Source organism: Arthrobacter sp. Z4-13 (genome assembly GCF_054792705.1).
In genome coordinates, this window is sequence record NZ_CP096459.1 from 1908175 (window position 1) to 1935144 (window position 26970).

General features: G+C 64.7%; 30 protein-coding genes. 15 read left to right on the plus strand and 15 right to left on the minus strand.

Features of this window, described 5'->3' with window-relative positions; genetic code table 11:
* The first annotated feature begins 45 nt into the window (after window positions 1–45).
* From M1E07_RS10475 to M1E07_RS10500, 6 genes are all read left to right on the plus strand, one after another.
* Window positions 46–879 carry a helix-turn-helix transcriptional regulator gene (locus M1E07_RS10475; protein WP_461190137.1) on the plus strand — a complete coding sequence of 278 codons (834 nt, stop codon included), beginning with the start codon at window positions 46–48 and terminating at the stop codon, window positions 877–879.
* Window positions 879–2342, plus strand: coding sequence for a Fe-S cluster assembly protein SufB (sufB, locus tag M1E07_RS10480; RefSeq protein ID WP_461190138.1), 1464 nt, complete (start codon window positions 879–881; stop codon window positions 2340–2342). The genes M1E07_RS10475 and sufB overlap by 1 nt, the downstream gene beginning before the upstream one ends.
* A 2-nt stretch (window positions 2343–2344) precedes the next feature.
* On the plus strand, window positions 2345–3628 hold the full coding sequence (sufD, locus tag M1E07_RS10485; protein WP_461190139.1) for a Fe-S cluster assembly protein SufD: 1284 nt from the start codon (window positions 2345–2347) through the stop codon (window positions 3626–3628).
* Between the two features lie 24 nt (window positions 3629–3652).
* Complete coding sequence (locus M1E07_RS10490; RefSeq protein ID WP_163163562.1) at window positions 3653–4012, plus strand: non-heme iron oxygenase ferredoxin subunit; 360 nt, start codon at window positions 3653–3655, stop codon at window positions 4010–4012.
* Window positions 4013–4091: 79 nt separating this feature from the next.
* On the plus strand, window positions 4092–4880 hold the full coding sequence (gene sufC / locus M1E07_RS10495; RefSeq protein ID WP_163163564.1) for a Fe-S cluster assembly ATPase SufC: 789 nt from the start codon (window positions 4092–4094) through the stop codon (window positions 4878–4880).
* 14 nt (window positions 4881–4894) lie between these two features.
* On the plus strand, window positions 4895–5227 hold the full coding sequence (locus M1E07_RS10500) for a metal-sulfur cluster assembly factor (RefSeq protein ID WP_163163566.1): 333 nt from the start codon (window positions 4895–4897) through the stop codon (window positions 5225–5227).
* 78 nt (window positions 5228–5305) lie between these two features.
* On the opposite strand, the gene ypfJ is transcribed toward M1E07_RS10500, so the two are convergent.
* Entirely contained in the window at window positions 5306–6184 is an 879-nt protein-coding gene (gene ypfJ / locus M1E07_RS10505; protein WP_461190140.1) for a KPN_02809 family neutral zinc metallopeptidase, read from the minus strand.
* 59 nt (window positions 6185–6243) lie between these two features.
* On the opposite strand from ypfJ, the gene M1E07_RS10510 reads away from it, so the two are divergent.
* Together M1E07_RS10510 and M1E07_RS10515 are read left to right on the plus strand one after the other, a co-directional pair.
* A complete protein-coding gene (locus tag M1E07_RS10510; RefSeq protein WP_461190376.1) occupies window positions 6244–7650 on the plus strand; it encodes a class I adenylate-forming enzyme family protein in 1407 nt (468 codons plus the stop codon).
* A complete protein-coding gene (locus tag M1E07_RS10515; RefSeq protein WP_461190141.1) occupies window positions 7640–8818 on the plus strand; it encodes a thiolase family protein in 1179 nt (392 codons plus the stop codon). Before M1E07_RS10510 ends, M1E07_RS10515 begins: the two co-directional genes overlap by 11 nt.
* A 13-nt stretch (window positions 8819–8831) precedes the next feature.
* Here M1E07_RS10515 and M1E07_RS10520 read toward each other — a convergent pair whose 3' ends face one another.
* The 3 genes from M1E07_RS10520 to M1E07_RS10530 are packed head-to-tail and all read right to left on the minus strand — an operon-like array spanning window position 8832 to window position 10839.
* Window positions 8832–9455 (minus strand): energy-coupling factor transporter transmembrane component T family protein, encoded by a 624-nt coding sequence (locus M1E07_RS10520; RefSeq protein WP_461190142.1) that lies wholly within the window; start codon window positions 9453–9455, stop codon window positions 8832–8834.
* Window positions 9452–10183, minus strand: a complete 732-nt coding sequence (locus M1E07_RS10525; protein ID WP_461190143.1) for an energy-coupling factor ABC transporter ATP-binding protein — start codon at window positions 10181–10183, stop codon at window positions 9452–9454. Before M1E07_RS10525 ends, M1E07_RS10520 begins: the two co-directional genes overlap by 4 nt.
* 11 nt (window positions 10184–10194) lie before the next feature.
* Window positions 10195–10839 carry a biotin transporter BioY gene (locus tag M1E07_RS10530; RefSeq protein WP_461190144.1) on the minus strand — a complete coding sequence of 215 codons (645 nt, stop codon included), beginning with the start codon at window positions 10837–10839 and terminating at the stop codon, window positions 10195–10197.
* 663 nt (window positions 10840–11502) lie between these two features.
* Here M1E07_RS10530 and M1E07_RS10535 point away from each other — a divergent pair.
* Window positions 11503–11778, plus strand: coding sequence for a hypothetical protein (locus M1E07_RS10535; RefSeq protein ID WP_461190145.1), 276 nt, complete (start codon window positions 11503–11505; stop codon window positions 11776–11778).
* A gap of 180 nt (window positions 11779–11958) precedes the next feature.
* Here M1E07_RS10535 and M1E07_RS10540 read toward each other — a convergent pair whose 3' ends face one another.
* Entirely contained in the window at window positions 11959–12495 is a 537-nt protein-coding gene (locus tag M1E07_RS10540) for a hypothetical protein (protein ID WP_461190146.1), read from the minus strand.
* A gap of 674 nt (window positions 12496–13169) precedes the next feature.
* Between M1E07_RS10540 and M1E07_RS10545 the strand changes: the two genes are divergently transcribed.
* Window positions 13170–14099, plus strand: coding sequence for an alpha/beta fold hydrolase (locus M1E07_RS10545; RefSeq protein ID WP_461190147.1), 930 nt, complete (start codon window positions 13170–13172; stop codon window positions 14097–14099).
* Between the two features lie 44 nt (window positions 14100–14143).
* On the opposite strand, the gene M1E07_RS10550 is transcribed toward M1E07_RS10545, so the two are convergent.
* The 5 genes from M1E07_RS10550 to M1E07_RS10570 form a co-directional block, all read right to left on the minus strand.
* The gene (locus M1E07_RS10550) at window positions 14144–14965 is read right to left on the minus strand and encodes a hypothetical protein (RefSeq protein ID WP_461190148.1); all 822 of its coding nucleotides are present in this window, start codon (window positions 14963–14965) and stop codon (window positions 14144–14146) included.
* Window positions 14966–15099: 134 nt separating this feature from the next.
* On the minus strand, window positions 15100–16164 hold the full coding sequence (locus M1E07_RS10555; protein WP_461190149.1) for a spore photoproduct lyase family protein: 1065 nt from the start codon (window positions 16162–16164) through the stop codon (window positions 15100–15102).
* Window positions 16165–16298: 134 nt separating this feature from the next.
* Entirely contained in the window at window positions 16299–16721 is a 423-nt protein-coding gene (gene arfB / locus M1E07_RS10560) for an alternative ribosome rescue aminoacyl-tRNA hydrolase ArfB (protein ID WP_461190150.1), read from the minus strand.
* Window positions 16722–16855: 134 nt separating this feature from the next.
* Window positions 16856–17539 carry a hypothetical protein gene (locus M1E07_RS10565; protein WP_461190151.1) on the minus strand — a complete coding sequence of 228 codons (684 nt, stop codon included), beginning with the start codon at window positions 17537–17539 and terminating at the stop codon, window positions 16856–16858.
* The gene (locus M1E07_RS10570) at window positions 17536–17775 is read right to left on the minus strand and encodes a hypothetical protein (protein ID WP_461190152.1); all 240 of its coding nucleotides are present in this window, start codon (window positions 17773–17775) and stop codon (window positions 17536–17538) included. Before M1E07_RS10570 ends, M1E07_RS10565 begins: the two co-directional genes overlap by 4 nt.
* 267 nt (window positions 17776–18042) lie before the next feature.
* Between M1E07_RS10570 and M1E07_RS10575 the strand changes: the two genes are divergently transcribed.
* A complete protein-coding gene (locus M1E07_RS10575) occupies window positions 18043–19191 on the plus strand; it encodes a serine hydrolase domain-containing protein (protein WP_461190153.1) in 1149 nt (382 codons plus the stop codon).
* 166 nt (window positions 19192–19357) lie between these two features.
* The gene (locus tag M1E07_RS10580) at window positions 19358–20956 is read left to right on the plus strand and encodes an ABC-F family ATP-binding cassette domain-containing protein (protein WP_461190154.1); all 1599 of its coding nucleotides are present in this window, start codon (window positions 19358–19360) and stop codon (window positions 20954–20956) included.
* Between the two features lie 144 nt (window positions 20957–21100).
* Here the strand turns inward: M1E07_RS10580 and M1E07_RS10585 are convergent, their stop codons facing one another.
* From M1E07_RS10585 to M1E07_RS10595, 3 genes are read right to left on the minus strand one after another with little or no spacing between them, the layout of a single operon-like run.
* Entirely contained in the window at window positions 21101–21979 is an 879-nt protein-coding gene (locus M1E07_RS10585; protein ID WP_461190155.1) for an SURF1 family cytochrome oxidase biogenesis protein, read from the minus strand.
* A complete protein-coding gene (locus M1E07_RS10590) occupies window positions 21980–22252 on the minus strand; it encodes a hypothetical protein (RefSeq protein ID WP_461190156.1) in 273 nt (90 codons plus the stop codon).
* Window positions 22249–22683, minus strand: coding sequence for a DUF3099 domain-containing protein (locus M1E07_RS10595; RefSeq protein WP_461190377.1), 435 nt, complete (start codon window positions 22681–22683; stop codon window positions 22249–22251). The genes M1E07_RS10590 and M1E07_RS10595 overlap by 4 nt, the downstream gene beginning before the upstream one ends.
* A 150-nt stretch (window positions 22684–22833) precedes the next feature.
* On the opposite strand from M1E07_RS10595, the gene M1E07_RS10600 reads away from it, so the two are divergent.
* Window positions 22834–23559, plus strand: coding sequence for a beta-ketoacyl-ACP reductase (locus M1E07_RS10600; RefSeq protein WP_461190157.1), 726 nt, complete (start codon window positions 22834–22836; stop codon window positions 23557–23559).
* Window positions 23560–23583: 24 nt separating this feature from the next.
* Here M1E07_RS10600 and M1E07_RS10605 read toward each other — a convergent pair whose 3' ends face one another.
* On the minus strand, window positions 23584–23964 hold the full coding sequence (locus M1E07_RS10605; protein ID WP_461190158.1) for a DUF5655 domain-containing protein: 381 nt from the start codon (window positions 23962–23964) through the stop codon (window positions 23584–23586).
* A gap of 188 nt (window positions 23965–24152) precedes the next feature.
* Here M1E07_RS10605 and M1E07_RS10610 point away from each other — a divergent pair, with 188 nt between their 5' ends.
* Window positions 24153–24917 (plus strand): SDR family oxidoreductase, encoded by a 765-nt coding sequence (locus tag M1E07_RS10610; protein ID WP_461190159.1) that lies wholly within the window; start codon window positions 24153–24155, stop codon window positions 24915–24917.
* 94 nt (window positions 24918–25011) lie between these two features.
* Here the strand turns inward: M1E07_RS10610 and serB are convergent, their stop codons facing one another.
* Window positions 25012–25905, minus strand: coding sequence for a phosphoserine phosphatase SerB (gene serB, locus M1E07_RS10615; protein WP_461190160.1), 894 nt, complete (start codon window positions 25903–25905; stop codon window positions 25012–25014).
* 270 nt (window positions 25906–26175) lie between these two features.
* Here serB and M1E07_RS10620 point away from each other — a divergent pair, with 270 nt between their 5' ends.
* Window positions 26176–26961: an ABC transporter ATP-binding protein gene (locus tag M1E07_RS10620; RefSeq protein ID WP_461190161.1), complete on the plus strand. Its 786-nt coding sequence runs from the start codon at window positions 26176–26178 to the stop codon at window positions 26959–26961.
* The last annotated feature ends 9 nt before the right edge of the window (window positions 26962–26970 follow it).

The window sequence follows — 26970 nt, forward strand, 5'->3', positions numbered from 1 at the left end:
CTGGAGCGGGGGACTAAATTAGGACATGATTGTGTTGTGTATTCCATGAGCAATGCTACTGCTGTGCCTTTTGCCGGGCACGGAGCCTTCCAGGCTCCCGCAGACCGTGGTCCTGTGGCCGCCGGTCCGGTGGCTGACGCCGATGAGCGCACCCGGGACCGTGTCCTCGCGGCCGTCCTGGAACACGGGCCTGTCAGCGCCGCTGAACTCGGCGACCTGCTGGGATTCACGCCGGCGGCCGTACGGCGGCACCTGGACCATTTATCCCGTGCCGGCGTTATTGAAGTCAAGCGCGTGGCGAAGTCCGGCGCCGGGGCAGGCCGTCCCGCACGTCGCTACGTCCTCAGCTCCCAGGGCCAGTCCAGCCTTGGCAACGACTACCTGGACATCGCCGCCCTCGCGCTCCAGCAGCTGCAAAAAGTGGCTGGCCCGGACGCCGTGCGGGCCTTCGCCGTCGCACGCTTCTCTGAAATCGAACGCCGGTACGCGCCGGAAATCGACGCGGCGGGTCCGAATATCACCGATCGCGCCAAAGCCTTGGCGGACGCCCTCAGCCGCGACAACTTCGTAGCCTCCGCAGCTTCCATCGAGGCCAAGCCACCACTGCCGGCGGCCCTGTCCAGCGTGCAGCTCTGCCAGGGGCACTGCCCCATCCAGCAGCTCGCCGCCCGGTTTCCCGTGTTTTGCGACGTAGAGACCGAAGTGTTCTCGAGGCTGGTAGGCGTGGACGTCCGCCGCCTCTCCACACTGGCCCGCGGCGGACACGTCTGCACTACCCACATACCCACAGGCAGGCTGTCTGCCCAGGAGCCCGCGAGGCCCCCGGCAGCCCCCGCCAGCCTGAATGAAGTAACCAACCATCAGCAAGAAAGGCCGTGATGACGGACCAACTATCAGAGAAAGCGGTAGCCGAAAACACTGTGATCTCGGAGATTCTCGAAAAGAATCCCGAGCTCCACGGCATCGGAACCTACGAGTACGGCTGGTCCGACAAGAACGACGTCGGCGCCAACGCCCGCCGCGGCATTAATGACGAAGTGGTCCGTGACATCTCGGACAAAAAGAGCGAACCCGAGTGGATGCTCGACCTTCGGCTCAAGGGCCTGAAGTACTTCGACCGCAAGCCCATGCCCACCTGGGGTGCAGACCTCTCCGGCATTGACTTCGACAACATCAAGTACTTCGTCCGGTCCACCGAGAAGCAGGCCGCCACGTGGGAAGACCTGCCCGAGGACATCCGGAACACGTATGAGAAGCTGGGCATCCCGGAAGCTGAGCGCAGCCGCCTGGTTTCCGGCGTGGCCGCACAGTACGAGTCCGAGGTTGTCTACCACCAGATCCGTGAGGACCTCGAGGCCCAGGGCGTCATCTTCCTGGATACCGATACCGCGCTGCGCGAGCACCCGGAGATCTTCCAGGAATACTTCGGCACCGTCATTCCGGTGGGCGACAACAAGTTCGCTTCCCTGAACACGGCCGTCTGGTCCGGCGGCTCCTTCGTGTACGTCCCGAAGGGCGTCCACGTGGACATCCCGCTGCAGGCATACTTCCGTATCAACACCGAGAACATGGGCCAGTTCGAGCGGACCCTGATCATCGCGGACGAGGACTCCTACGTCCACTACATCGAAGGCTGCACGGCGCCGATCTACACCTCGGACTCGCTGCACTCTGCCGTGGTGGAAATCATCGTGAAAAAGGGCGCCCGGGTCCGTTACACCACCATCCAGAACTGGTCCACCAACGTGTACAACCTGGTGACCAAGCGCGCCATCTGCGAAGAAGGCGCCACCATGGAGTGGGTCGATGGCAACATCGGCTCCAAGGTCACCATGAAATACCCGGCCGTTTACCTCGTGGGCGAGCACGCCAAGGGCGAAACCTTGTCCATCGCTTTCGCCGGCGAAGGCCAGCACCAGGACACCGGCTCCAAGATGGTCCACATCGCGCCGAACACCAAGAGCTCCATCATCTCCAAATCGGTGGCCCGCGGCGGCGGCCGTGCCGCTTACCGCGGCCTGGTGCAGGTCCGCGAAGGCGCCAAGCACTCCGCCAACACCGTCCGCTGCGACGCGCTCCTGGTTGACACCATCAGCCGCTCGGACACCTACCCGTACATCGACATCCGCGAGGACGACGTTGTGATGGGCCACGAGGCAACTGTTTCGCGGGTCAGCGAAGAGCAGCTCTTCTACCTGATGTCCCGCGGCATGCGCGAAGACGAAGCCATGGCGATGATCGTCCGCGGCTTCATCGAGCCCATCGCCCGCGAGCTCCCCATGGAGTACGCACTTGAGCTGAACCGCCTGATTGAACTGCAGATGGAAGGGTCCGTCGGATAACGATGACTGAAATCACTACTGAAAAGGCACGCATCGGCGCGCCCTCAGCCCAGCCGTTCATCGACGGCTTCACGGAAGAAGGCGAGAGCCTCTCGCCGATCAACGCCGGCTCCAAGGCACCGCTTGCGGGTGCTTCGGCCAAGAGCCACTCCCACGGCGGCGGCGTCGGCATCCCGGACAGCTCACGCGCCGGCCGGCTGACCTCCTACAAGCTTGCCGACTTCAAGCCGCTCACCGGCATGGAGGAAGACTGGCGCTTTACCCCGCTGAAACGCCTCCGCGGCCTGCACTCCGAGGTCCTCTCCGGCGCGGCACCCACCGTGGTGGTCACCGGTCCCGAGCAGATCACCGTGGAAAGCGTCAACCGCGACGACCAACGGATTGGTACCGCCGGTATCCCCGAGGACCGCGTGTCAGCCAACGCCTGGGAAAACTTCGCCGGGGCCACCGTCGTCACCATCCCGGCTGAGTTCGAAGCCCTGACGGAGATCTCCGTCGACATCGAAGGCACGTCCCTCGAGGCAGCCGCCCAGCACCTCGTGATCGTGGCGGAAAAGTTCTCCAAGGCAGTTGTGGTCCTGAACCACAGGGGATCCGCCGTTGTATCGGAAAACGTTGAGATCATCGTGGAAGACGGTGCCAGCCTGACGGTTGTCTCCCTTCAGGAATGGAACGACGACGCCGTCCACGCCTCCTCCCAGCAGGCAAAGATCGGCCGCGACGCCAAGCTCAAGCACGTGATGGTCAGCCTCGGCGGCGACCTGGTCCGCGTCACGCCGTCGGCACGCTTCACCGCCCCCGGCGGCGAGGCCGAGCTGTTCGGCCTGTACTTCGCCGACGCCGGCCAGCACCTGGAGCAGCGACTGTTTGTGGACCACGCAGTGCCCAACTGCAAGTCCAACGTGCTCTACAAGGGCGCACTGCAGGGCCGCAACGCCCACGCTGTCTGGGTTGGTGACGTCCTGATCCGCAAGGAAGCAGAGGGCACCGACACCTACGAGGCCAACCGCAACCTGCTGTTGACCGATGGCGCCCGCGCCGATTCCGTGCCCAACCTCGAAATCGAGACCGGGCTGATCGAGGGTGCCGGCCACGCCAGCGCCACCGGCCGGATGGATGACGAGCACCTGTTCTACCTGATGGCCCGCGGCATCCCGGAGGATGTTGCCCGCCGGCTGGTGGTCCGCGGCTTCCTGAACGAGATCATCCAGCAGATCAAGGTCCCCTCCATCGAGGAGCGCCTGACCGAGGCTGTTGAGCATGAACTCGCACTGACGGACAACTAGAGGTAACGGGGCACGGGCTTAAAGATGACTGACCAGCCAAAGGGCGAGCTTGTCTGCAAGGTGGATGAAATCCAGCTGAAGCAGGCACTGCGGATCCTGATCGACGACTACCCTGTGGCGATCGTCAAGGATTCCATGGGGGAGATCCACGCAATCGGTGACACCTGCTCGCACGCGGACATTTCCCTGTCCGAGGGCGAAGTTGAGGGCTGCGCCATCGAGTGCTGGGGCCACGGCTCCCAGTTCGACCTGCGCAGCGGGGAACCGCTGCAGCTGCCGGCCTACGATCCCGTTCCGGTGTTCGCCGTCGAGATCCGGGGTGACGAGGTCTATGTGGATTTCACCAACATCCTCAACGGCGCCGAAGCCCCCAACTTCAGCTAGCACCACAGAATTACGAACCAACTTCCAGACAGAGACCGCACCGAAGCCGCCAGGCCCGGTGCAGAGGAGAACAAGACACATGTCTACTCTTGAGATCAAGGACCTGCACGTCAGCATTGAGACGGAGCAGGGCACCAAGGAAATCCTGAAGGGCGTCAGCCTGACCATCCGGACCGGCGAAACCCACGCCATCATGGGCCCCAACGGCTCCGGCAAGTCCACGCTGGCCTCCACCATCGCAGGCCACCCGCGCTACAACGTGACCAGCGGCTCCATCACCCTGGACGGCGAAGACGTCCTGGAGATGAGCGTTGACGAGCGCGCCCGCGCCGGCGTTTTCCTGGCCATGCAGTACCCGGTGGAGGTCCCCGGCGTCAGCATGACCAACTTCCTGCGCACCGCCAAGACCGCCATCGACGGCGAAGCCCCCAAGCTGCGCACCTGGACCAAGGACGTCAAGGCTGCCATGGAGCAGCTCCGCATCGACGCCGACTTCGCACAGCGCAACGTGAACGAAGGCTTCTCCGGCGGCGAGAAGAAGCGGGTGGAAATCCTGCAGCTGGAACTCTTCAAGCCCAAGTTCGCGATTCTGGACGAGACCGACTCCGGCCTGGACGTTGACGCGCTGAAGGTTGTGTCCGAGGGCGTCAACCGTGCCCACGCCGAGGGCAAGATGGGCACGCTGCTCATTACCCACTACACGCGGATCCTGCGCTACATCAAGCCTGACTTCGTACACGTGTTCGTGGACGGCCAGGTTGTTGAGGAAGGTGGCCCCGAGCTGGCCGACCGCCTGGAAGAAGAAGGCTACGACCGCTACGCGAAGGGCGCCGGCGCCGCCGCTGCACCCGTCGCCGCACAGGCCTAGTAAGGACTTTCGCCATGACCGAAATCGACGCGTCCCGCACGAGCCTCGAGGACATCGAAGAGGCGCTGAAGGATGTCATCGATCCTGAGCTCGGCGTCAACATTGTGGACCTCGGCCTGCTCTACGGCCTGAAGTACTCCGATGACGACGGCGCGCTGCTGATCGACATGACCCTGACCACCGCCGCCTGCCCGCTCACCGATGTCCTCGAGGAGCAGGTGGGCCAGGCCCTGGACGGCGTTGTTGACGACTGGCGCCTGAACTGGGTCTGGATGCCGCCTTGGGGTCCGGAACGGATCACCGACGACGGCAAGGACCAGATGCGGGCCCTCGGCTTCAACATCTAAGAAGCTTAAGTACGACGCCGGCCGGTTACCTTTCCCAGGAAAGGTGACCGGCCGTCGTCGTTGCCGCTCCCTCCCGCCTCAAAGGCTAGGTGCGGAGAAGGTGTCGCACTTGTTGATGTCGCCGGTGTTGTAGCCCTGGTAGAACCACCGCTGGCGCTGCTCGCTGGAGCCGTGGGTCCAGGCCTCGGGGGAGACCCGGCCGGTGGCTGCCTTCTGGATCCGGTCATCACCCACCGCAGAAGCTGCGGACAGTGCGTCGTTCAGGTCCTGCTGCGTGAGTGCCTCCAGGAACGGCTGGCCTGCCGGCCCGGGCTGGGTGGATGCGTGCCTTGCCCACAGTCCCGCGTAGCAGTCGGCCTGAAGTTCAACACGCACGGCACCGGACTGAGGGCCCTGCGGATCCTGCTGTGCCCGGTCAAGGTTCCCCAGCACGTTCTGGATGTGATGCCCGAACTCGTGGGCCACCACGTACTCCTGGGCAAGCGGCCCGCCCGAGGAACCGAAGCGGTCCACAAGTTCCTGGAAGAAGCCGGGATCAAAGTATGCGGTGGTGTCGGCCGGGCAGTAGAAAGGTCCCACTGCGCTGGAAGCTGCGCCGCAGCCTGTGCTGACGCCCTGCTCGAAGATAACTGTTTCCGGTTGCGGGTACTCCACGTTGTACTGCTGCAGATAGGCAGGCCAGAAAGCATTCAGGCTGTTCACGGTGCCGGTGATGCGGCAGTCCACCCGGGCGTCGGCGTCAGCACCGGTTTTGCAGGCGGGTGCAGTGCCCTGCGTTTGCGGCTCCTGTCCGGCTCCGGCCAACCCCTCCAAAAGCTGCGGATTCACGCCCAGGAGCGTGGCGATGAGCAGGATGAGCCCGCCGCCGATGCCGCCGCCCACCTTCACGCCGCGGCCCATCCCGCGCCGGTCCTGGACCTGCGACGGATCCAGCGGCACATTGTCATTGAAACTCATGAAGTCACATTACCCATGGACCTGAATCTCAAGCGGTGCCGGCCGGTAAAGTTGATCCGGTGCCCTTCCTCAACCGAATCCAGCGCTGGGCCGAAGAACGGCCGCACGACACCGCCGTCGTGGTCGCCGGTAACCGCCTCTGCTGGGCGGAGCTGCGCGACTCCGCAGCCTGCCTGGTCCCCAACACCAAAGCCATCACCTCGCTCTGCGAGGCCAACTCGGTGAATTTCGCCGTCAGGTTCGCCGCGGCGGTGGCTGGCGGGCGCCAGTGTGCCGTCCTTGATCCCACCTGGCCGGTTCCGCTGCAGGACGACATTGTCCGGCGGGCCGAGTCATTCGCGCAGCCCGCGCCGGTGTCCCCGGACGACGACTTGGCCGACGGCTTACCCGAGGCCACCTTCCTCATCGGCCTTACATCCGGCACCACCTCCGTCCCGAAGGCCTTCACGCGGTCCCGGCGGTCCTGGCAGGAATCCTTTGACGCTTCAATACAGTTCTTTGGGCTCCGACCGGACGATGTGACGCTGGCGCCTGGACCGCTGGCCGCAAGCCTGAACCTCTACGCGCTTGCTGAGTGCCTCTACGCGGGCTCCGAATTCCAGACCCTCGAAACGTTCGACGTCGGCGATGTCCATGCGGCCATCACGCACGACCGCGTCACACGCCTCGTGCTGGTGCCCACCATGTTGAGGATGCTGAGCGAGCGTGGAATGACGGGATGCGTGGACGCCTCCGGCGTGCGCACCATCATCTGCGCCGGCTCGAAGCTGGACGCGCGCACCCTTGAAGCTGCACGCCGCTGGGCCCCCAACGCCACCATATTCGAGTACTACGGCGCCTCGGAGCTGAGCTTTGTTTCCGGGACCGGCCTGCCTCCTGGTGAAGCCGCGGCGGCGGGCGGGACTGGCATCGGCCGGCCCTTTCCCGGCGTGGAGGTAAGGATCCTGGACGATGTGGGGGAACCCCTCCCTGACGGGGCCGCAGGGAATATCTGCGTGCAGAGTGCGATGGTCAGCAACGGCTATCTTTGGGGCGATGACGGCCAGGCCCTGAGGTCTTTCGACGGCTGGTTCACCGTGGGGGACCAGGGCTACCTTGAGGCGGGGGAGCTGCACATCCTGGGGCGCCGTGCGGACATGATCCTCACTGCCGGGAAAAACGTCTACCCGCACGAGGTTGAACTGGCACTGGCCGCCGTGCCCGGCGTCGCCGCTGCCGTCGCAGCCGGAATGCCGGACGACCTTCGGGGCCAGCGGGTAGTGGCCGGCATTGTTCCGTCCGCCGGTGCTGTTACTGCCACCCAATTGAAGTCGGGACTGGAGAACATTTTGGCCCGGGACAAATGGCCGCTTCAGTTCTTCGCCATCACCGAAGTGCCCACGACGGACCGCGGCAAGGTCAGCCGGAACTTACTGCTGGACTGGATCAGCTTGGGAGACCACAGGATCCGGAACCTTGGCGCCTGAGCTCCTTCCGCCGGACCGCCAGCCTGTCATCGTCGCGGCCCGCCGTACTCCTGTATGCCGCAGCAACGGCGCTTTGCGGAAGCTCCGGGCCCATCAGCTTCTGGCGCCGGTGCTCCGGGAGCTCGTGGCGGGCCCTGGGCTGGGGCCGGGTTCTGTCACCGACGTGGTGATCGGCAATGCCGTGGGCGGGGGCGGAAACGTGGCGCGGCTTGCACTGCTGGAGGCCGGCTTTCCGGTGAGCGTGCCCGGCCTCACCGTTGACCGGCAGTGCGGCTCGGGCCTGGACGCGATAGTCCTGGCCGCCGGGCTGGTTGCCGCCGGCGGCAACCCTTTGTATTTGGCCGGGGGAGTGGAAAGCACAAGCACTGCACCGCTGCGCGCGCACCGGAATGATGACGGCGGTCCGGAGTTTTATGCGCGGGCACAGTTTGCGCCGGACAGGTTTGGCGACCCGGATATGGGTGTGGCGGCCGAAACGGTGGCGCGGAAGTTTGGGGTCGGCAGGGACCGGCAGGATGCGTTCGCCCTGCGCAGCCACGGCTTGGCTCTTGCCGCCGCAGAGGCCGGGCGTTTCGACGACGAACTGGTTCCGCTGGAGACCGGCGCCGGGACTGTAGGCGCGGACGACGGGCCGCGGCGCGGTCTGACTGCTGCCGTGATGGCACGGTTCCCGCCCGCGTTCGTGGCCGGGGGAACTGTCACCGCGGGAAACTCCTGCTTTGACGCGGATGCCGCCTCCGCCGTCGTGATCACGTCACTCCAGCGGGCACGGGACCTGGGGATCCCGGACGGCATGCTGGTGCTGGGCACGGGGACGGCGGGGGTGGAGCCGGAACTACTCGGTGTTGGAGCCGCCTCCGCAGCGAGACACGTGCTTGCTGCCGCGGGCATGGCAGCGGACGAGCTGGACCTGGTGGAATTCAATGAGGCGTTTGCGTCGCAGACCCTCGCCTGCCTTGACGAGCTGGGGATTGACGCGGAGTTGGTGAATCCCGACGGCGGGGCGCTGGCTTTGGGCCACGCGTACGGCGCATCGGGTGCCGTCCTGGTGACCCGCCTGCTGGCGCAGGCGCGGAGGAGCGGAACGACGGGGAGCCGGGCCCTGGCCATGATCAGTATCGCCGGGGGCATGGGTACCGCAGCCTTGCTGCAGTACGAGCGGCTCTAAGTTTCCCGAGGCCTTAGTCTTCCGCTTCGCCCAGACCGCGGGCGGCGAGCGCCTCGCCCGTCTGCCGGGCAAAGGCCACGGAGGTGATGAACACCGGCAGGATCAGTGCCCGGGGATTGCGCTCCAGCCCCCGGGCCTTTGCTGAGTCCCGGACATCAGCGAAGGTGCCGGCGATGTAGGGGATGCTCCGGAGCATAATGCCGATGGTGAGGGCGAACCGCTCGGGATCCGCGCCGAACCTTTTGAACGGACCTGCCGCGTTGGCCACTCCGTCCAGGAGCCGCTGCACCGGCGTGGTGGCGGTGAGCAGCGACGCTGCAACCACGCAGACGAGGATGTTCAGGACGATCCGGGCCGCCGTGGGTGCACCCAGCTGCCACCACTGGAAGAGCCCGATCACCATCAGGACTGCCGCGAGCGGGCGGACGGCGGTCCAGAGCCGTTTCAGGCCGGCGCCGGTCACCAGGAAAAGGCCGACGAGCCCTGCAAGTACCGCGGCGGAGATGCGCCAGTCCTGAATGATGAAGGAGGCCAAACCGCAGCCGAAGACGAGGAGGAACTTCAGCGGCAGAGGCGATCGGTGAACCGGTGAGTTGCCCGCCACGTAGTTGGCCAGGAGGAAACCGTGGCCCCTCATCGGGTGCCTGGCTCTGAGGCGTGAAGGCCGCCCATGCACAAGGCGCGGTACGCTGCCACAGCCTCCGCCGGGCCGCCGTCGAACACGACTTTCCCCTTCTCGATGACCAGCACCCGGTCCATCTCCAGGGCGAGGTCAAGGTCGTGGGTGGACATGATGATCTGCTGGCCCAGCCCGGACAGGGTCCTGCGAAGGAGTTCCCGGTTGCGCAGGTCCAGGAGGGTGGACGGCTCATCCAGCACCAGCACGGCGGGCTCCACCGCGAGCACAGCGGCCAGTGCCACAAGCTGCCGTTCGCCGCCGGACAGTTCGTAGATGCTTTGGTCGGCCAGGTGCAGAAGCCCCAGCCGCTTCAAAGCGGTTTCGGCCGCGTTGCGCCGGTCCGTGCCGTTCTTGATGGAGCGGCGGAGCGAGAGCTCCACGTCCTCCCGGCCCGTGGGCATCACCAGCTGGGACAGGGGATCGGTGAAGACAAAGCCGACGTTCCGGCGGACGTTCCGGACGGCCCGGACTGTGTCGTCGCCGCCGACCGAGACCCTGCCGGCGGTGGGCTGCACGAGGCCATTGACCAGGCGCAACAATGTGGACTTCCCGGAGCCATTGGCGCCGATGACGCCGACGCGCCTCTCTTCGAGCTTCAGCTTGACCGCGTCCAGGAGGACTTTCGGTTCTGCGCTGTGATCCGTTTCTACTGCGACTGTTACCTGGTCGAAGGTGATGGCGGGCATGGCGGGTGGTCCTAAGCCTTGGCGGGCTGCGTGGCGCTCCGCCGCACGCGGCGCACCAGGATGTCCGGGAAGGCGCGGTGAAGGGCGACGGCGATGACTGCTGCCAGGATGTTCTTGACCACGTCTCCCGGGTAGAAGACGACGTCGCTCAGGAAGGCCTGTCCAAGGGTGGCCTTGGTGTTCATGACGATGCCTGCGATGCCCAGTGAGTGCACAAACACCACACTGGTAACCGTTGCGGACAGGAAGAACCACAGGGCACGGGTTTTGGTTGTCCGGCGGATCACTACAGTGGCCAGCCAGCCCACGATGCCTGCGGCGATGGGGAAGGCGATGATGTAGCCGGCGGAGGGGCCGGCAAGGATGCCCAGGCCGCTGCGGCCCTGGCTGAAGATGGGCAGGCCGGCCAGGCCCAGCAGGACGTAGAGTCCGACGGCGGCGAAGCCCCTTCCAGGCCCCAGCACCAGTCCGGTGAGCATCACGGCGAGGGTCTGGAAGGTGATGGGCACGCCGAAGCCGTTCACCGCCAGCCCGGGCACAAGGGCGGCGCCGGCCACGAGGGCGGCGAAGACTGCGATCAGTCCAAGATCGGTGGCGTTCCAGCGGCGGCGCCCGGTGCTGAGGGTGTTTTTGACGGCGGTGTCGGTGTTGCTCATGGCGGTCCTGTCGGTGTTGTACAAGCGGAATCTGTTGTACTGCCGACGTTACTGGGACGGAACACCAGCTATTTTGTAGGGGCCCTACTAAAGCCGGGGTACGGTGCTGACGGCTGGCGACAAAAGCAGCCGGCGGATTGTCAGCCCACGAACGTGACCTCGTCGCCCATGCCGTCAATGAGCTGATCAAAGAGTTGCCCCCGCGGCGGATGCCGCCCTACAGCCAAAACGGAACGTAGCAGGGAGAAGGACGTGAAACCTCACAGGAGGACAACGTTCTGTAAGAAACCCGGCTACATGTTCAGCCCGTCAGCCGAGACCTGATGCAACCAATTGGGCTGTCCTGGCGACCCTCGGCGGGGACGACCAGATCACAGTCATCCCGCACATTGACACCTAGGTCCTTGCATAAATCCGAAGCCATTCCTGGGTTACAGCGACAACACAAACCTGCACAACCTGCTTTGGAGTCTCGGAATTAACAGCTACTACGGCGGTTCGACACAGGTTCATCTCGGAGCCGGACCGCATCCCGATGAAGTGCACCTGATCTCGTTACGTGCAGCACTCTTGGACGGCGGCGTGATCGAGCTGACGGAACCAGGTGAGTCAGAGGATTTTGGTGTTCCCTGGGAAGACCCCCGCGCGCTCAACGAGTTCGGGGTGCGAGAGCCAAGCGACCCATGGATCTGGGTGGGACCGGAAGCGGTCGTCGAAGGCAGGACATGGGGCGGCCGCATAGAAGTCCTCGGTCAGATCGCCCTCGCTGATCGGAAGCTGCTCGAGACCAGCGAAGAGACGCCCTTCCCGGAGGATGTGAAGCGATGGGTGCGTGGGTCGTCGCAGGCGTTCTCGTCGCCCGTCCACCAGTCAGCGCCCCCCATTGTCCGGTCCCAAGCCCGCACGAGCGCCAACGACTACGGGCCGCTCAACGCGTAAACCATCCTCGAACAGATGGCGGAATACAACCCTGAGGCTGTGGTTTGCGTTGGCGTGCCATTTGGCCATACCCGGCCCCAATGGATCGCTCCTGCACGCGAGGTGCAGGAGCGTTGGGCTGCTTATTGCAGGGTGCGGGTTAGCGTTGACGTCTCGCCGGACTCGACCGACAGCAGGGTGTTACTTCGGGCAGCGCAGGTTCGGGTTGTAGGCTGCGAACATGCCGTCTGGGTTGTCCCTCCATATCCACGCGTGGAGCGCGTAGGAGCCGGGGAACGGCCCGTCCTCGAAGGCGAGGCCGGCAATAGAAGGCCGCTTGGCCGCGGTCGAGATAAACTCAGCGGCTACCAGTTTGTACCGTCCGTACTTATTGGGCATGTACACAAGAACCTCAGGCTTTCGGGCCTGGGTCTTGTCGTCGATCAGTTCCTGCTTTGCGTAGTGAAAGCCCATTGCTCCCACGCCGCGCTTTTCGATGCATTCAGTGATCTTCTTGTAGCCGTCCGCCTTCGCGTTCTCGAGCCAGCGATAGTCGTCGGTAACGTGGCGCAGAATCCTGACCAGCCGGCGCTGATCGTCATTGTTCCGCCAGTCGTCGCTGCGGTCCGAGCCCCCGTGCCCGGATCCTCCATGGGCGACCGCAGTCCCGGGAGCAAGTCCCATGGCAAACACGGCAGCGGTGGCCATCGACAGCAGCCCTGTCTTGGTGCGATTCATCGTTATCTTCTACCCCTCTGAGACCATATTGTCCGTCTAAGGGATGCAAAGCGTGGGAAGTAGTTCCTCCACCTTCGCCAAGATGCCGGCAGAGTTCCCCGGGAGCTGCCGGTGCAGGAGCCGCCCCGACGGTCAATCGTCCATCGACTTGAGCGGCGTTTCCAGTATGCTCCTACTCCAAAACGCGGCGCTACGCTACGGGCCGGTAGTAGGGGCTCTAAAAGAGCAAAAGAGCCCTAGGGGATGACACTGGCTTTCAAAAAACCAGCGTCCTTATCATCGCCGTCCTTCTCTTCGATGGTGATGCAGCCGGCTCCGTCCGATCCCAGTATTCCTGCGAGCTGGACTTTACTTCTGCAGGGGCCGACGGCCCGGTGCGAATTACCACCACCGCTTTGGAGCAGTTTGGTTGGCAACTCCTGCTGCGCGGAAGGCGAGGCCTGTTGCCCAGTAGTCTCGCTGGCTGGTGTCGCCGCACATGAGGCCAGGGAGAGGGCAATCACCGCGGCAGCGCCAAGCCTAAACCGCTGCTTCATATCTGGTCCCCAATCAGAAGGCTGTTCGTTGCCCCCGCGTAAAGCCAGTGCCAGGAATGTGAAAGTAGCTGCCTTGGTGCTTACGATTTCGTGGCGACCGGTACCAAAACTGTGGGGCGGGTGACAGGCGGGCAATAAATGACCAAAAGCGGATGGGTGGACGTGCCCCATGCAAGAATCTACTGGGAAGCAACCGGCAGCTCTGCCGGCATTCCAGTCCTTTACCTTCACGGCGGCCCTGGTGGTTCCCTTAGCCAAGGCGGGTACTGTAAACGCCACGACCACAACCGCTTCCGCATCATCGGCCTGGACCAGCGCGGTTGCGGCAAGAGCACGCCCGCCGCACAGGACGACCTTAATCACCTGCCGGAAAACACCACGCAAGCCTTATTCAGAGACATTGAAGCCGTAAGAGAACACCTGGGCATAAAACAGTGGATCGTCACCGGCGTTTCCTGGGGTAGCACGCTTGCCCTCGCGTATGCCCTGGAACATCCCAGCAGGGTCCTCGGCATCGCAATGGTCGCGGTGACAACAAGTAGCCGGAAAGAGATCCAGTGGATCACGGAAGACGTCGGACGCATCTTTCCCGAAGCTTGGTATGACTTCGCGGAGGCGGCCAACGCGATCCCCGGTGAACGCGTGGTGGAAGCGTACGCTCGTCGGCTGGCGGGCCGGGACCGCGAAGACGCCCGACTTGCGGCGCTGTCCTGGGACCGCTGGGAATCCACCCACATATCCCTGGACCCCAACTGGCGGCCCGGCCTGCTGTTCGAAGACGAGCGAGCGCGCATGGCGTTCGCCCTACTCGTCACGCACTACTGGGCCAATGACGGATTCCTTGTCGATGGGCAGGAGATCATCCCGCGGGTCCACGAGCTCAACGGCATCCCCGGTTACCTCATTCACGGCCGGCGGGACATTAGTGGTCCTGTCGCTACGGCATGGCAGTTGCACCGGCGTTGGGCGTCAAGCCAGCTCGTCGTCATCGAGGACGAAGGGCATGGCGGGCCTGCGTCCATGGCGGCACTAACGCAGGCAGTCGAAGACATCGCTGCGGCGTTCTGAGTGCGCTGGTCATCCGGATGCGCGATCACCATCGACGCAGAGGATCAGTTCTGGGCGAGCGGCAGCACCAGCAGGTAGCCGGTTGGCAATTGGCTGCTCCAGCGCCGCGGCTCGCGGACCACAAACTGCGTTGCCAACTGCTCGGGAGTGAGCAGGCTGTTGGGCGCGGGTGACGGACCCCACTGGCCGCTGCCGTGGGGGTGCAGCGGATCGTGGACGCGGACGCCTGTGACCGAGAACTCCGGGAACTTGCCGGGATCGCCGAGCGACTCGAACCCGCTCATCACCCACGCGTGGCGACCTCTCCACATGACCAGCCCGACCGGACGGCCCGTGGCGGCGATCGCGCGCGCCGCGGTCTGCAGGGCGTCCTGGTAGTCGGCGATGCTGACGACGGAGTATGGCCCCATCCCTACCTCTGTCAGGGTCTCCGCCCAACCGTAGGGGTTGGCACCGTTAAACGAGTTGGACGAACGTGCCCGGGCCATCTCCCAGAGTTCGCCCTGTTGAGCGGAATCGTTCCACGTGCCGCCGCCTGTGTCGTCCAGGAGGTTGTGGGCGATCTGGATGCTCGCCGCAACACACCAGTCAAAGGTGTACTGCGGCACGAAGTCGCCCTCCTGGTAGAGGTTGAAGGCGAACGGCTGCGGCACCGGCGTCGGGGTATGAACCGGGGGCAGCGGGGGAACCGAAGCAGGGGCCCCTTGCGGAGCGAGGGCGGCGTCGCCCGTGGCTGGCGGGGCCGCGGAAGTCTGGGCCTGACGGTCAGTGTCGGCGCCGTCGAGGCCGATCGCGGTCGTGCAGCCCGCGAGGAAGGTCGCCAGGGCGACGAGCCAGGCAAGAAGACGGGTACGGGCACCGATCATGATCGGTCCAGTCTAACTGGCGGGAGGTTCTGACCATAGAGTTTCCGGTGCGATGCGGCTGCCGCCCGGGAAGGAGGTAGGCGGATAAATTACGCCCGCCGGTGCGTAGCTGGACTGGTCCGCGCCCTTGAACTTCAGAACGCGTAGCGGATGCGGCAGTATGGGGCTATTTCCTCAATAAGCGCGGTCAGCTGCCGCACATAGCGCCCCTTGGTTCCTGAACGGTAGCGGACATTGGTGAAGCCGTTGGACGAGACCTTCGATTCCTGCAGGTCCGGGCGCCACAGCATCTTCTCGGCCTGCGGGTGCCATCCCAGATTGACCTCGTGGAGCCGCTCGTTGTGGGTGAGGAAGATGACTTCCGCCGCCAGCTGGGCCTTTGCGGCGGGTGTCAGGGTGGCATCGAGTTCGCGCAGCAGCTCCTCCCAGTCCCTGAGCCAGGTGTCCGTGATGATGACGGGGGAGAAGTTCACGTGCACCTCATACCCGGCATCAACGAAGTCGTTGATAGCGGCCATGCGTTCAGCAACCGGTGAGGTCCGAACGTCGACCGATTTCGCCACATCCGCGGGCATCAGCGAAAACCGGACCCTGGTGTGGCCGCCATGGTCCCAGCCGAGCATTGCCGGGTTCACGTACTTGGTGGCGAAGGACAGCTTGGCTGCAGGCAAGCCGCGGAAAAGAGTGACGAGGTCCTCCACGTTGTCGCTGATCAGCGCGTCGACGGAGCAGTCGCTATTTTCACCGATGTCATAGACCCAACTTTCCGGGTCGCACTGGTTGGGCTCCAGCTTCATGCCCTGACGTATGACGTGCCGCTCGAGTACCCGGGCAATCTGATCGATGTTCGCAAACACGGTTACCGGGTTGCTGTACCCCTTGTGCCGGGGCACGTAGCAGTAGGCGCACGCCATCGCGCAGCCGTTCGCGGTTGAGGGCGCAATGAAGTCCGCGGACCGGCCGTTGGGCTTGACGGTCAGGGCTTTCTTGACGCCGAGCACCAGCGATTCAGTCTTGATGCGGGACCAGCGCGGCACGTTCGTCTCATCACCGTGCACCTCGGGGATGTTCCAGTGGTTGTCGACCAGCACGACGTCGGCGTCCGGCCAGCGCCCGACGATTTCCTTGCCCCTGGGAAGCTCCAGGGCCGCGGGCTGCGCATAAATCCGCCGGATCTGCAGAAGCCGGTTGAATTCCATTAGATTATTGTTCCAAGCCGGCGAAGCTGCCGCGGGCGTTTAAGCCGACGGCATCAAGCGGATCGGTAGCTTCCCGTTGGGGCCGCTAAGGGTGAGGTCGCCGTCAGGCTGCGCCTTCAGTTCCAGTTGGGCGGCTACTCGGCGGATGGCCGCTTCCGTTGCTGCTTCGTTGCAGCCCGCCTTTCCTTGGCGGCAAGGCGGCGACGGTTCGAGCCGCGCGTGGGTTTAGTCGCCCGCCGGGCGGGCGTATCCGGGGCAAGCCCGCCTCCCACAAGGTGCGCAAGTTTAGTCAGCGCGATCTCGCGATTGCGCAGTTGGGAGCGTTGCTCGGACGCCGCAACGGTAACAACCCCGGAGATGAGACGTGGTCCGAGACGCCGGAGCAGGACGGTCCGTTGGTTGTCCGACAGTACCAGTGAGTCCCTGACGTTCCACGAGAGTTGGACGCGGCTGTCCGAGGTGTTGACGTGTTGACCGCCTGGCCCGGACGAACGCGAAAACCGCCAGTCGAGCTCCGACGCGGGAATCGTTAGAGCGGGCGACACCTCCAGATCCATGCAACCAGCGTTGCACACCGTCGGGCGTTTACAAGGCGATTACTTCACGGCGGCGCTCGCCGAAACCCCGGTGGCAGACCAAGGAAGCGTCCACTACCACCACGTAACCCTCGTTGTTGTGGAGTCAAGAATGCTCATAACCGCGCCTCGTTCGTCATCAGGGGCGGCAGCGCCAGCCTGTAGGTCCGGTCCTGCTGCTCGTCTGAGTAGTCCAGCTCAAGCTCCGGGGAATTACGCGGCGCCAGGTAACTGATCAGTAGGTGCTCCGAGGTGTGCGGTGCTATCGGGCCCGGATTGCGGTCGGAGTCCCGGGGAGTGACTGTCACAGCCGTTGACCCCAGCTTTAGCCGGAGCTGGCCAGGGCTGAAAAGCACCGGCACCGCCCCGGCATTTTGAAGTTGCACTTCGAGCAGTACGACGTCGGCCCAGGTGAGGTTCAGGGGTTCCGGCCTCGCCGGGTCTCCCAACGATCCGTCGTCGTGACCATGATCGTCGAGGCTGGGCTTTTCCGTAGTGCTGACGCGCCGGATCTGTATGCCGCCTCCGATGCCCCCGCCCGTGTTCATATGCGAAGCTGCTGCCGCCAATGTTTTGTAGGCCGGTTTGCCCTGCGCGTCGAGCCGGGCAAGGCGTCCGGCCCGGACAATCGCCAGTGATCCAAAAGCCGTCGCCACGCTCGTAGTGATGTTTTGCGGACTTCGCCCGGCAACTCCGTAGGTCCCGCCGGCCAACAGCAGGAAGGCACCTCCACTCAGCACCAATCCGAATTGGCGGCGGCTTAGGCGTCGGTCAGTGAAATCGCCTGGTTGAGAATTCATGTCGTCTCCCATGTAATTGCGGATTGATACCAGCCTGCCGGCCGCCACCCGTTGGTAACCTTGGGCAGCCAGGAGGATGTCTCGATGTGGACCAGCAATATGGCTGCTACGGCACACAGGATGATGCCGCCCGTTTCAGGAGCAGCAGCCGGCGACGGTCCCCAGGGTTGGCCGAAGGAGGTGTACCAGGGCACTTCCAGTTCCGGCGACTGCTCCGGCAGCGCCAACCATGCCATCCCCGTGCTCTCAGCGACATGGTGCCCCTCCCGCCGCCCTGCTGGCCCTGATCCCGACTGCACAACATCGCGGCCTTATGTCGTGCAAGTCTTGCGTGGTTCGCTTGGGAAATCCTTGGCGCGGCCCTCAACCACCACGAGGTTCTTCCAAGCCCATGCTCCCAAGGCAGCCCAGTCGTTGCCGGCGTCCCCGGCCATGTCTGTTTGCAGGGCTCGATCCAGGCCCAGGCGCTGGCGCAGTAGGCGCCCTGACTGCCACCCTGAGTCATGGACACTGCTCACCCCTCTCCTGAGCCGGGCGGGCAGCACCGCAATGTGCTGCCCGGCCGTGTTCACGCCATCGCCCGCAGAATCGCTTCCGCCGCAAACATCCCGGGGATCTCCACCGCGGTGGCCACTCCGGACAGGGTCCTGTATGCGGGCGCTGTGGGATACGCCGATGTGGCACAACGTCGTCATGCCCGGCCGCAGGACCAGTACCTGTGGTTTTCCATGACAAAAATCGCTACCGCGACCGCCGCGATGAAGCTGCATGCCGACGGTCACCTCGACCTCGACGCTCCCATCGGCACCTACCTGCCCGGCTACCGGCCGCACCCGCGGCAGGGCCACCCCACCACACGGCAGTTGCTTACGCACACGGCCGGATTGGGGAACCCGCTGCCCGTGCGCTGGGTCCGTCCCGAAAATCGAGCGGCAGACCCGGATCTGGTAGCCCGCATCGTCCACAAGCACGGCACTCCGCGCAGGAGGGTCGGCGGCCGGGCGGCATACTCCAACGTCGGCTACCTGCTGGCAGGCGCGGTCCTGCAGGCCGCCACTGGCCACCGGGTTGAGGAATGCGTCCAGGACCTGGTGCTCAACCCGTTGCACATGACTGCGACGGGATACTCCTATGACCCCGCCGCGCCCCGGGCGGTGGGGTACGTGCGTATGGCACGCGGGCTCCGGCCGGCACTCACTTGGATCCTGCCCGAAGGAGTCGTTGGAACGCAGGTGGGGGCCTACACCAGCCTTAACCCGTTCCTGGTCAACGGTGCCGCGTACGGTGGCCTCGTCGGCACGGCAGCTGACGCCTCCCGGCTGGCTGCGGCGCACGCCGCCGCCGCTACGGACCAGCACCCAGTCCTGGGGCAGGCTGACATCGAGGCGATGCGGACCATCACCGCCGAAGGCAAGCGTTTCCACCACGGCATGGGGTGGTTCCGTAAGCCCGCAGATGCCCAGCGGAGCCCTGCGTTCGTCGAGCACTATGGGACCGGAGGGGGCTTCTGGAACGCCATGCGCATCTACCCGGATGACCGGCTCGCCATGGTCGCGATGCCAACACCACGGCCGCCTGGGATGTCGATCGCCTCTTTACCCAGCTCAAGAGCCTGCCCTGGGCCTAGGTCCGTCATGGATGAAAATGGCTGACGCAAGCGCTTTTACGCGCCCGGCCCCGCAAAGCGCAGTGCCGCGGTTCTGCAGAGAAGGCACGGACGGTAGACTTGGGTGGGCCGTTCTCCGGCCATTGCCGCCCACGCCCACCACAGACGCTCTGGGCTGCGGCTTATCCCTGCTGTGAAAGGCTTTACCTGCTGTGATTACTGTCCAGGATCTTGAACTGCGCGCCGGCGCCCGGCTCCTGATGGACCAGGTGAGCTTCCGCATCGACAAGGGAGACAAGATCGGCCTGGTGGGCCGCAACGGTGCCGGGAAGACGACGCTTACGCGGGTTCTCGCCGGGGAGGGGCTCCCTGCCGCCGGCAAAGTCAGCCGCACTGGCGAGATCGGCTACCTGCCCCAGGATCCCCGCACCCCGGACATGGAGCAGCTCGCACGGGACCGCATCCTGTCCGTCCGCGGCCTGGACATCGCCGTCGGCAAGCTCCGCCTGGCCCACGAAGAGATGGCCAGCGAGGACGCAGCGGTCCAGCGCAAGGCGATGAACCGCTATGACCGGCTCGAGTCCGAGTTCCTGGCTGCCGGCGGTTACGCCGCCGAAGCGGAGGCCGCGGCAATCTGCTCCAACCTTGCCCTGCCGGACCGCCTGCTGAACCAGCCTCTCAAAACCCTCTCGGGTGGCCAGCGGCGCCGTGTGGAATTGGCCCGGATTCTCTACTCGGACGCCGAGACCATGCTCCTCGACGAGCCCACCAACCACCTCGACGCCGACTCCATCGCCTGGCTCCGTGACTTCCTGAAAAACCACCAGGGCGGGCTCATCGTGATCAGCCACGACACCGAGCTGCTCGAGGCCACCGTCAACAAGGTCTTCCTGCTGGACGCCAACCGTGCGCAGATCGACTTTTACAACATGGACTGGAAGCGCTACCTCACGCAGCGCGAAACCGACGAGCGTGCCCGCAAGCGCGAACGCGCCAACGCTGAGAAGAAGGCCCAGGTCCTGTTCGACCAGGCAAACAAGATGCGCGCCAAGGCAACCAAGGCCGTCGCCGCACAGAACATGGCCAAGCGCGCCGAGCGCCTGCTGAGCGGTCTTGAAGCTGTCCGCGAGCAGGACCGTGTGGCAGCCCTGCGATTCCCGGACCCCTCGCCGTGCGGCCGGACCCCGCTTACGGCCGAAGGCCTCAGCAAGTCCTATGGTTCGCTGGAGATCTTCACCGACGTGGACCTCGCCATTGACCGCGGGTCCAAGGTGGTTATCCTCGGCCTCAACGGCGCCGGAAAGACCACGCTGTTGCGGATGCTGGCGGGCGTGGACAAGCCCGATACCGGTGACGTGATCGCCGGGCACGGCCTGAAGGTGGGCTACTACGCCCAGGAACATGAAACTCTCGACGTCGACCGCAGCGTCCTGGAGAACATGCGCTCCGCCGCTCCCGACATGAAGGACGCCGAGGTGCGCGGCATCCTGGGCTCCTTCCTGTTCTCCGGCGACGACGTCGACAAGCCCGCCGGTGTGCTCTCCGGCGGCGAGAAGACCCGCCTTGCCCTGGCCACCATTGTGGCCTCCAGCGCCAACGTTCTGCTTTTGGACGAGCCGACCAACAACCTGGACCCCGCCAGCCGCGCCGAAATCCTGGGCGCCCTCAAAAATTACAGCGGCGCCGTCGTCCTGGTCAGCCACGATGAGGGGGCAGTCGAAGCCCTCAACCCCGAGCGCGTCGTCCTGCTGCCAGACGGTGTCGAAGACCACTGGAACGAAGACTACCTGGACCTCATCACGCTGGCTTAGCCTCCGCTCGGTGGTCGCCCTTCGCGCCCCCGGCCGCGTAATTTGCCGCTTGCTGGCTCGTTCCTCGCCTCTGACGCAAGCTACACAAATCACCCGGCCACTGGCGCTAAGCGGTCAGGTCACCTTTTGGCGAACTATCTGCCGTCAGTACCCTTGGGCGTCCAGGAGGGCGTCTTCCTCTTCTTCCGCCGTCGCCTTCTTCCGCTTCCGGGGGGCGGGGGGACGACGGCGTGCTGCCGCAGCGGCGGAGTGAAGTACGCCCTCTGATGATTCCTCGTCGTCGTCCTCGGCGTCTATCTCGGCGTTGCGGGCCTGCTGGCGGGCGGCGTACCCGAAGCCCACAAACATCAGCACGCCAAAGGCGAACCACTGGAGTGAGTAGGACAGGTGGGTGCCCTCCTCGGTGGACGGCTTCGGGAAGGGCAGGGGCATCTCCGAGGCGGGGGGCGTCTCGGAAGCGAGCTGCCCATACGCCCCGCTGAGCAGGGGATACCCTAGCTGCGCAGAGTAGGCGGCGAGGTCAATGGAGGCCAGCTGGCCTTCCGGCGCGCCGCGCTGCAGTTCAGGCTCGGGATGCTTCAAGCGGACGATTGCGGTTACCTCACCTGCAGGAGGTTCCGGCACTGAATCCGGGCTGCCGGGATTCTTGTTGCCGATGGGCAGCCACCCCCGGTCAACCACCACTGTTTCGCCCGTGGCGAGGCGGAACGGGACCACCACTTCGTAACCCGGCTGGCCGTTCAAGGGCCGGTTCCGGACGACGCGCTGCTCCTCGGCGCGGTACGACCCTTTCAGCTCCACCTGGGTCCACTCCATGGCGGGGTCCAGCTGGTTAAACTGTTCCCTGGCATCAGCGAAGGGAATTGGCGTGGCGGAGTAGTTGGTGACAACACGATTAATTTCCGCCAGGGTCTCTGCCCGACGGTCCATCTGCCAGCGGCCCAGGAAGACGCACGCGGAGGCGAAGATGGCGGCCAGCAGGAGATACCCCAGCCACTTGCTGGAAAAGAGGAAACGGTACATTCAGCTGTCCTGCTCCACGGAGGAGCCAAGTAAGGGGACAGCCTCAAGTGCGACTGTTTCCTTCCAGAGTCCCCGCGTCTGCAGGTAGTCCTCCAGCCAGTCCCGGTGCTCACCGCACGCCAGCCATATTTTGCGGCGCTCGGGGGCGTGGATCTTGGGATTGTTCCACAGGAGTTGCCAGGAAGCCTGGGACCGGCAGGCCTTCCGGGAGCAAACCGCAGCAGCTTCCACCGCTGTGGGACCTGTACCTGCGGCGAAGTCAAAAATACTCATGATGCCCTCCGCTCCTGACCGGATGATGTTTCGTCATCGTCAATAATCAACTCACCCTGCAGGACCTCGCTGCCATGCTCATCGTCCGCCGACGGAGCGGGAGGGCTTTCAATTTCTGCCAGAGGAGCAGAATCCAGCAGCAGGTCGCTGTGGCCCTCCGCCGTATCGTTGCCATTGGCTATGACAACTGCGATCCAGGGCAGGAACACAGCTCCGGCGACCATAACGATCTTAAGCCAGCCGTCCACCACGAAGATCAGGATCAGGCAGACCATGCGGATTCCCATGGCCAGCGCGTATTTAACCATGCGCTGGTGCATGTCCTCGGAATGGGCTCCCGCCGCATCCGTGATGCTGTGGACTTCCGAATCGCCGGAGAACCGCTCGGGTTCACCGGGCGAAGTTTGTCCCGCATGGTTTTCAAGGGTCACGGCGAATATCACGCTCCAAAGGCTTGCGTTAATTCTCTCACCAACGGCAGTGGCACCCAAACCAGGCCCTGGGTGGACGCTAAGATCGAAGTCAGCCAAATCACCCCCTGACACCGCGGTTCAGTGCCGCAGAAATCCGGAGCCTTTTTCATGACTGAAGCAGCCACCGCCCCCCGCAGCGTCCTGATCACCGGCGGCAACCGCGGCATCGGCCTGGCCATCGCCGAAGCGTTCCTTGCCAACGGGGACAAGGTTGCCGTGACCTACCGCAGCGAGTCGCGGCTGCCGGAGGGAATCCTGGGGGTCAAGGCAGACGTCACGGATGAGGCGTCCGTGGACGCCGCCTTCAAGGAAGTGGAAGCGGCCCACGGTCCGGTGGAGGTCCTGGTGGCGAACGCCGGCATCACCAAGGACACCCTGCTGCTGCGCATGAGCGAAGACGACTTCACGTCCGTCATCGACACCAACCTGACTGGCGCGTTCCGGGTCATCAAGCGCGCCTCCAAGGGCATGATCCGCCTGCGCAAAGGGCGCGTTGTCCTGATCTCTTCCGTGTCCGGGCTGTATGGCGCCCCGGGCCAAATCAACTACTCGGCTTCGAAGGCGGGCCTGGTGGGCATTGCGCGTTCCCTGACCCGTGAGCTGGGTTCACGCGGCATCACCGCGAATGTGGTGGCCCCCGGCTTCATCAATACCGACATGACCGCCGAACTTCCTGAGGCCACCCAGAAGGACTACCTGTCGAGCATTCCGGCAGGCCGTTTTGCGGAGGCCACCGAGGTTGCCAACGTGGTCCGCTGGATCTCCAGCGAGGAAGCCGCCTACATCTCGGGTGCTGTCATCCCCGTTGACGGTGGCCTGGGCATGGGCCACTGACCCGGTAGTGGTGCAACAGCGCCATCACCCGGCGGCCGCGAACGCCTCCGCCAGCCACGCTGCCACCTCACCGTCAACCTCGTCCACGCCGTTCAGTTCAAGGTGGTGCATCCAGATTCCGGGGGCCGGAGTGACGATTTCCTTGAAACGGCCAGACTCCAGGCGCCGCGGCAGGGCGATGGACAGCACCGCCGGAACGTTTGACTTCAGGTATCGGCGCGGGTTCCATACGTAGGCGAACCCGCGCCGGTTCCGAAAAGCCACCTGGCTGCTGGTGGTTCGCACCGTGGCCTGATGCGCTATGACGTGCTGTACAGCCGCGCAGATCTGCAGTCCTTCCGGAGAGCCGCTGAACACCTGCTCCGGAGTGGACGCGACACCGGACGCACCCGCGTGCTTTTCCATAGGCGGAGCTTACGCCGGGTCACTCGTGTGGGAGGCGTTTGACCGGTCCTGGCCCTCAGGCGCGATCCGACCAACTAGCCGTGGCCACCTTCTTTGTTGGGGTCACACAAGTAGATCGGCATCGGCCGCTGGCATGATGGACTGCAGACCATTTGCGATTTAGACGTTTCAAACAAAAGGGAGCTCGTATGGGACTGCTGGACAACAAGACCGCCATTGTCACCGGATCATCGCGCGGCATCGGCGCTGACGTTGCCAAGAACCTCGCCGGCCAGGGTGCCGCCGTCGTGGTTAACTACCGCCAGAAGGCGCCGCGCGCCAACAAGGTAGTCCAGGGAATTGAAGCCGCGGGAGGACGCGCCGTAGCCGTGGGTGCGGACCTGACCACCCAGGAAGGCGTCCAGGCCCTGGCCTCCGCGGCCATGGAAAACTTCGGGACGCTGGACATCCTGGTGCTGAACGCCTCCGGCGGGATGGAAACCGGCATGGGCGAGGACTACGCGCTCAAACTGAACCGGGACGCCCAGGTGAACATGCTCAACGCGGCCGTGCCCCTGATGAAGGAAGGCTCCCGCGTGGTGTTCGTCACCAGCCACCAGGCCCACTTCATCAACACCGTGCCCACCATGGAGGCCTACGAGCCTGTGGCACGCAGCAAGCGTGCGGGGGAGGACGCACTGCGCGAACTCGTGCCCAGCCTGGCCGAAAAGGGCATCACCCTGGTGGTTGTGTCCGGCGACATGATTGAGGGCACCGTCACCGCAACGCTGCTGGACCGCTCCACCCCGGGTGCCATCGAGGCGCGCCGCGCTGAGGCCGGCAAGCTGTACTCCGTGGAAGAGTTCGCGGAGGTGGTGGCCAGCATGGTGACCGCCGACGTCGAGTCCGGCCACACCGAATACGCGGGCGGCGCAGACTACTTCGGCAAGGGCGCCGGCGAGCCCACCAGCTAGGCTTCACGCACCGCGAGATGACATGTCGCGGCAATGTTCCCAACGGACACTGCCGCGACGTGTCATCTCGCGGTTAAGCGGTAAGAAGGGATCATCAAACGCCCGCGACGTAACGGACGGCGTCGAGGTACGGCATGTTCACGGCGGCGTCTGCCACGGCCCGCACGGCCGGCTTGGCGTTGAACGCGACGCCGATCCCGGCAGCGCCGAGCATGTCCAGGTCGTTGGCGCCATCGCCCACGGCCACCGAGTGCTCAAGGGCGATGCCCTCGGCGGCGGTCCAAGCGCGCAGGTACTTCTCTTTCGCTGCCCGGTCCACCACTGCGCCGAGCACCTTGCCTGTCAACGCGCCGTCGACAATCTCCAGCTCATTCGCCTGCCAGTAGTGCACGCCCAGCTCGGCGGCAATCGGCTCAAGGATCTGGTTGAACCCGCCGGACACCAGAGCCACCACATGGCCCGCTGCCTTGAAAGCTGCCACGAGTTCGGCGGCCCCCTCGCTCAGCTTCACCTCTTCATAGACGGAATGGACGACGTCGGCCGGCAGCCCTGCGAGGACCTGAACCCGGGTGTGAAGGCTCTGGGTGAAGTCCAGCTCTCCACGCATGGCAGCCTCGGTAACGGCGTGCACCTCTTCCCGCTTGCCGGCGTAGGCGGCAAGGAGTTCGACGACCTCCTGCTGGATCAGGGTGGAATCCACGTCCAGGATCAGGAGCTTTCGTTCGGCCGCGCGGAGGCCGGCAGGTACCAGCGCTGTGTCGAGCCCGCTGATCCGCGCCTCGGCGACGGCCCGCCGGAGCACGGCGAGGCCTGCCGCGGTTGCGTCCGGAAGCTGAAGTTCGGCAACATGGACCTGGTACCGTTCGTCGCCGCCGTCGCTTTGGGAGAGCACTGAGGCGCCGTGCGCCGTGAGGATGGAACGCAGCTGCTCCAGCGCACTCGGGGTCACATTCTGGCCATAGCTGACGGCAGTCACGTTCGAAGTCATGCCTGCAATCTTAGTCCGCGGGGGAGGCGTCCCTTGAATTCATTGCGCAGGGCCGCCTACCCGCCTGGCTTCCGGGCAATGATCGTATAAGTGCAGGGCTGTGGCATTGGAGGTGGCACACGTCCAGGCCGGAGCAACCCGGTTATCACCCACGAACTGAGTCTATGCAGAGGCCGGCCATAGGGGCATCTGCGTAAGGCTTTGCAGGCTTGCGCCGCGAAGCGACACCGGTTATCAGTCGGCCTCTTTTTTGTCCTAGTGTCTACTCCTATGAGTGATGTTCTGGAATTGGCTTCCGTCAGCGTTGTCCGAGGTAAAAAGACCCTGCTGGACAAGGTTGACTGGGAAGTCAATGAAGGCGAACGCTGGGTAATCCTCGGCCCCAACGGCGCAGGCAAAACCACTCTCCTTCAGATTGCCGCCGCGCGCATGCATCCGAGCAGTGGCAAGGCCGGGATTTTGGACGAGATCCTGGGCCGCGTGGACGTCTTCGAACTCCGCCCCCGCATTGGCCTCTCCTCCGCCGCCCTGGCCACCCAGATCCCGGAACACGAAAACGTCCTCAACGTCGTAGTCACCGCCGCCTACGGCGTCACCGGCCGCTGGCGTGAGGGATACGAGCGCGACGACGAGCGGCGGGCTTTCCGCCTGCTCAACGACTGGGGGATGGGCCCGCTCCTGAACAGGACCTTCGCAACGTTGTCCGAAGGTGAGCGCAAGCGGGTCCAGATCGCCCGCGCCCTCATGACCGACCCTGAACTGCTGCTGCTGGATGAACCCGCCGCCGGCCTGGACCTCGGCGGCCGCGAGGAGCTCGTCCACAAGCTCGGCGAACTCGCCCGGGACGAGGCAGCACCGGCCATGGTCCTGGTCACCCACCACCTTGAGGAAGTCCCGCCGGGATTCACCCACGCCATGCTGCTGCGCGACGGCGGAGTGGTGGCCGCAGGTCCCATCACTGACGTGCTGACCGCCGAGCACCTCAGCACAACCTTCGGGCTGGACCTGGACGTGTCCGTCAACGCAGGCCGGTACACCGCCGTCGCCAGCCGCTAAGCGGCAGCG

Excerpts from the sequence above, each read along its gene's own strand:
- arfB (WP_461190150.1), bottom strand. The coding sequence starts at position 16,721 with ATGGATCTGGAGGTGTCGCCCGCTCTAACGATTCCCGCGTCGGAGCTC.
- M1E07_RS10520 (WP_461190142.1), bottom strand. The coding sequence starts at position 9,455 with ATGAGGGGCCACGGTTTCCTCCTGGCCAACTACGTGGCGGGCAACTCA.
- M1E07_RS10550 (WP_461190148.1), bottom strand. The coding sequence starts at position 14,965 with ATGATCGGTGCCCGTACCCGTCTTCTTGCCTGGCTCGTCGCCCTGGCG.
- M1E07_RS10565 (WP_461190151.1), bottom strand. The coding sequence starts at position 17,539 with ATGAATTCTCAACCAGGCGATTTCACTGACCGACGCCTAAGCCGCCGC.
- M1E07_RS10605 (WP_461190158.1), bottom strand. The coding sequence starts at position 23,964 with ATGGAAAAGCACGCGGGTGCGTCCGGTGTCGCGTCCACTCCGGAGCAG.
- M1E07_RS10585 (WP_461190155.1), bottom strand. The coding sequence starts at position 21,979 with ATGTACCGTTTCCTCTTTTCCAGCAAGTGGCTGGGGTATCTCCTGCTG.
- M1E07_RS10620 (WP_461190161.1), top strand. The coding sequence starts at position 26,176 with ATGAGTGATGTTCTGGAATTGGCTTCCGTCAGCGTTGTCCGAGGTAAA.
- M1E07_RS10540 (WP_461190146.1), bottom strand. The coding sequence starts at position 12,495 with ATGAATCGCACCAAGACAGGGCTGCTGTCGATGGCCACCGCTGCCGTG.
- M1E07_RS10590 (WP_461190156.1), bottom strand. The coding sequence starts at position 22,252 with ATGAGTATTTTTGACTTCGCCGCAGGTACAGGTCCCACAGCGGTGGAA.
- M1E07_RS10500 (WP_163163566.1), top strand. The coding sequence starts at position 4,895 with ATGACCGAAATCGACGCGTCCCGCACGAGCCTCGAGGACATCGAAGAG.
- sufD (WP_461190139.1), top strand. The coding sequence starts at position 2,345 with ATGACTGAAATCACTACTGAAAAGGCACGCATCGGCGCGCCCTCAGCC.
- sufB (WP_461190138.1), top strand. The coding sequence starts at position 879 with ATGACGGACCAACTATCAGAGAAAGCGGTAGCCGAAAACACTGTGATC.
- ypfJ (WP_461190140.1), bottom strand. The coding sequence starts at position 6,184 with ATGAGTTTCAATGACAATGTGCCGCTGGATCCGTCGCAGGTCCAGGAC.
- M1E07_RS10575 (WP_461190153.1), top strand. The coding sequence starts at position 18,043 with ATGGACACTGCTCACCCCTCTCCTGAGCCGGGCGGGCAGCACCGCAAT.
- M1E07_RS10600 (WP_461190157.1), top strand. The coding sequence starts at position 22,834 with ATGACTGAAGCAGCCACCGCCCCCCGCAGCGTCCTGATCACCGGCGGC.
- M1E07_RS10610 (WP_461190159.1), top strand. The coding sequence starts at position 24,153 with ATGGGACTGCTGGACAACAAGACCGCCATTGTCACCGGATCATCGCGC.
- M1E07_RS10570 (WP_461190152.1), bottom strand. The coding sequence starts at position 17,775 with ATGGCATGGTTGGCGCTGCCGGAGCAGTCGCCGGAACTGGAAGTGCCC.
- M1E07_RS10525 (WP_461190143.1), bottom strand. The coding sequence starts at position 10,183 with ATGCCCGCCATCACCTTCGACCAGGTAACAGTCGCAGTAGAAACGGAT.
- M1E07_RS10475 (WP_461190137.1), top strand. The coding sequence starts at position 46 with ATGAGCAATGCTACTGCTGTGCCTTTTGCCGGGCACGGAGCCTTCCAG.
- sufC (WP_163163564.1), top strand. The coding sequence starts at position 4,092 with ATGTCTACTCTTGAGATCAAGGACCTGCACGTCAGCATTGAGACGGAG.
- serB (WP_461190160.1), bottom strand. The coding sequence starts at position 25,905 with ATGACTTCGAACGTGACTGCCGTCAGCTATGGCCAGAATGTGACCCCG.
- M1E07_RS10490 (WP_163163562.1), top strand. The coding sequence starts at position 3,653 with ATGACTGACCAGCCAAAGGGCGAGCTTGTCTGCAAGGTGGATGAAATC.
- M1E07_RS10530 (WP_461190144.1), bottom strand. The coding sequence starts at position 10,839 with ATGAGCAACACCGACACCGCCGTCAAAAACACCCTCAGCACCGGGCGC.
- M1E07_RS10545 (WP_461190147.1), top strand. The coding sequence starts at position 13,170 with ATGACCAAAAGCGGATGGGTGGACGTGCCCCATGCAAGAATCTACTGG.
- M1E07_RS10555 (WP_461190149.1), bottom strand. The coding sequence starts at position 16,164 with ATGGAATTCAACCGGCTTCTGCAGATCCGGCGGATTTATGCGCAGCCC.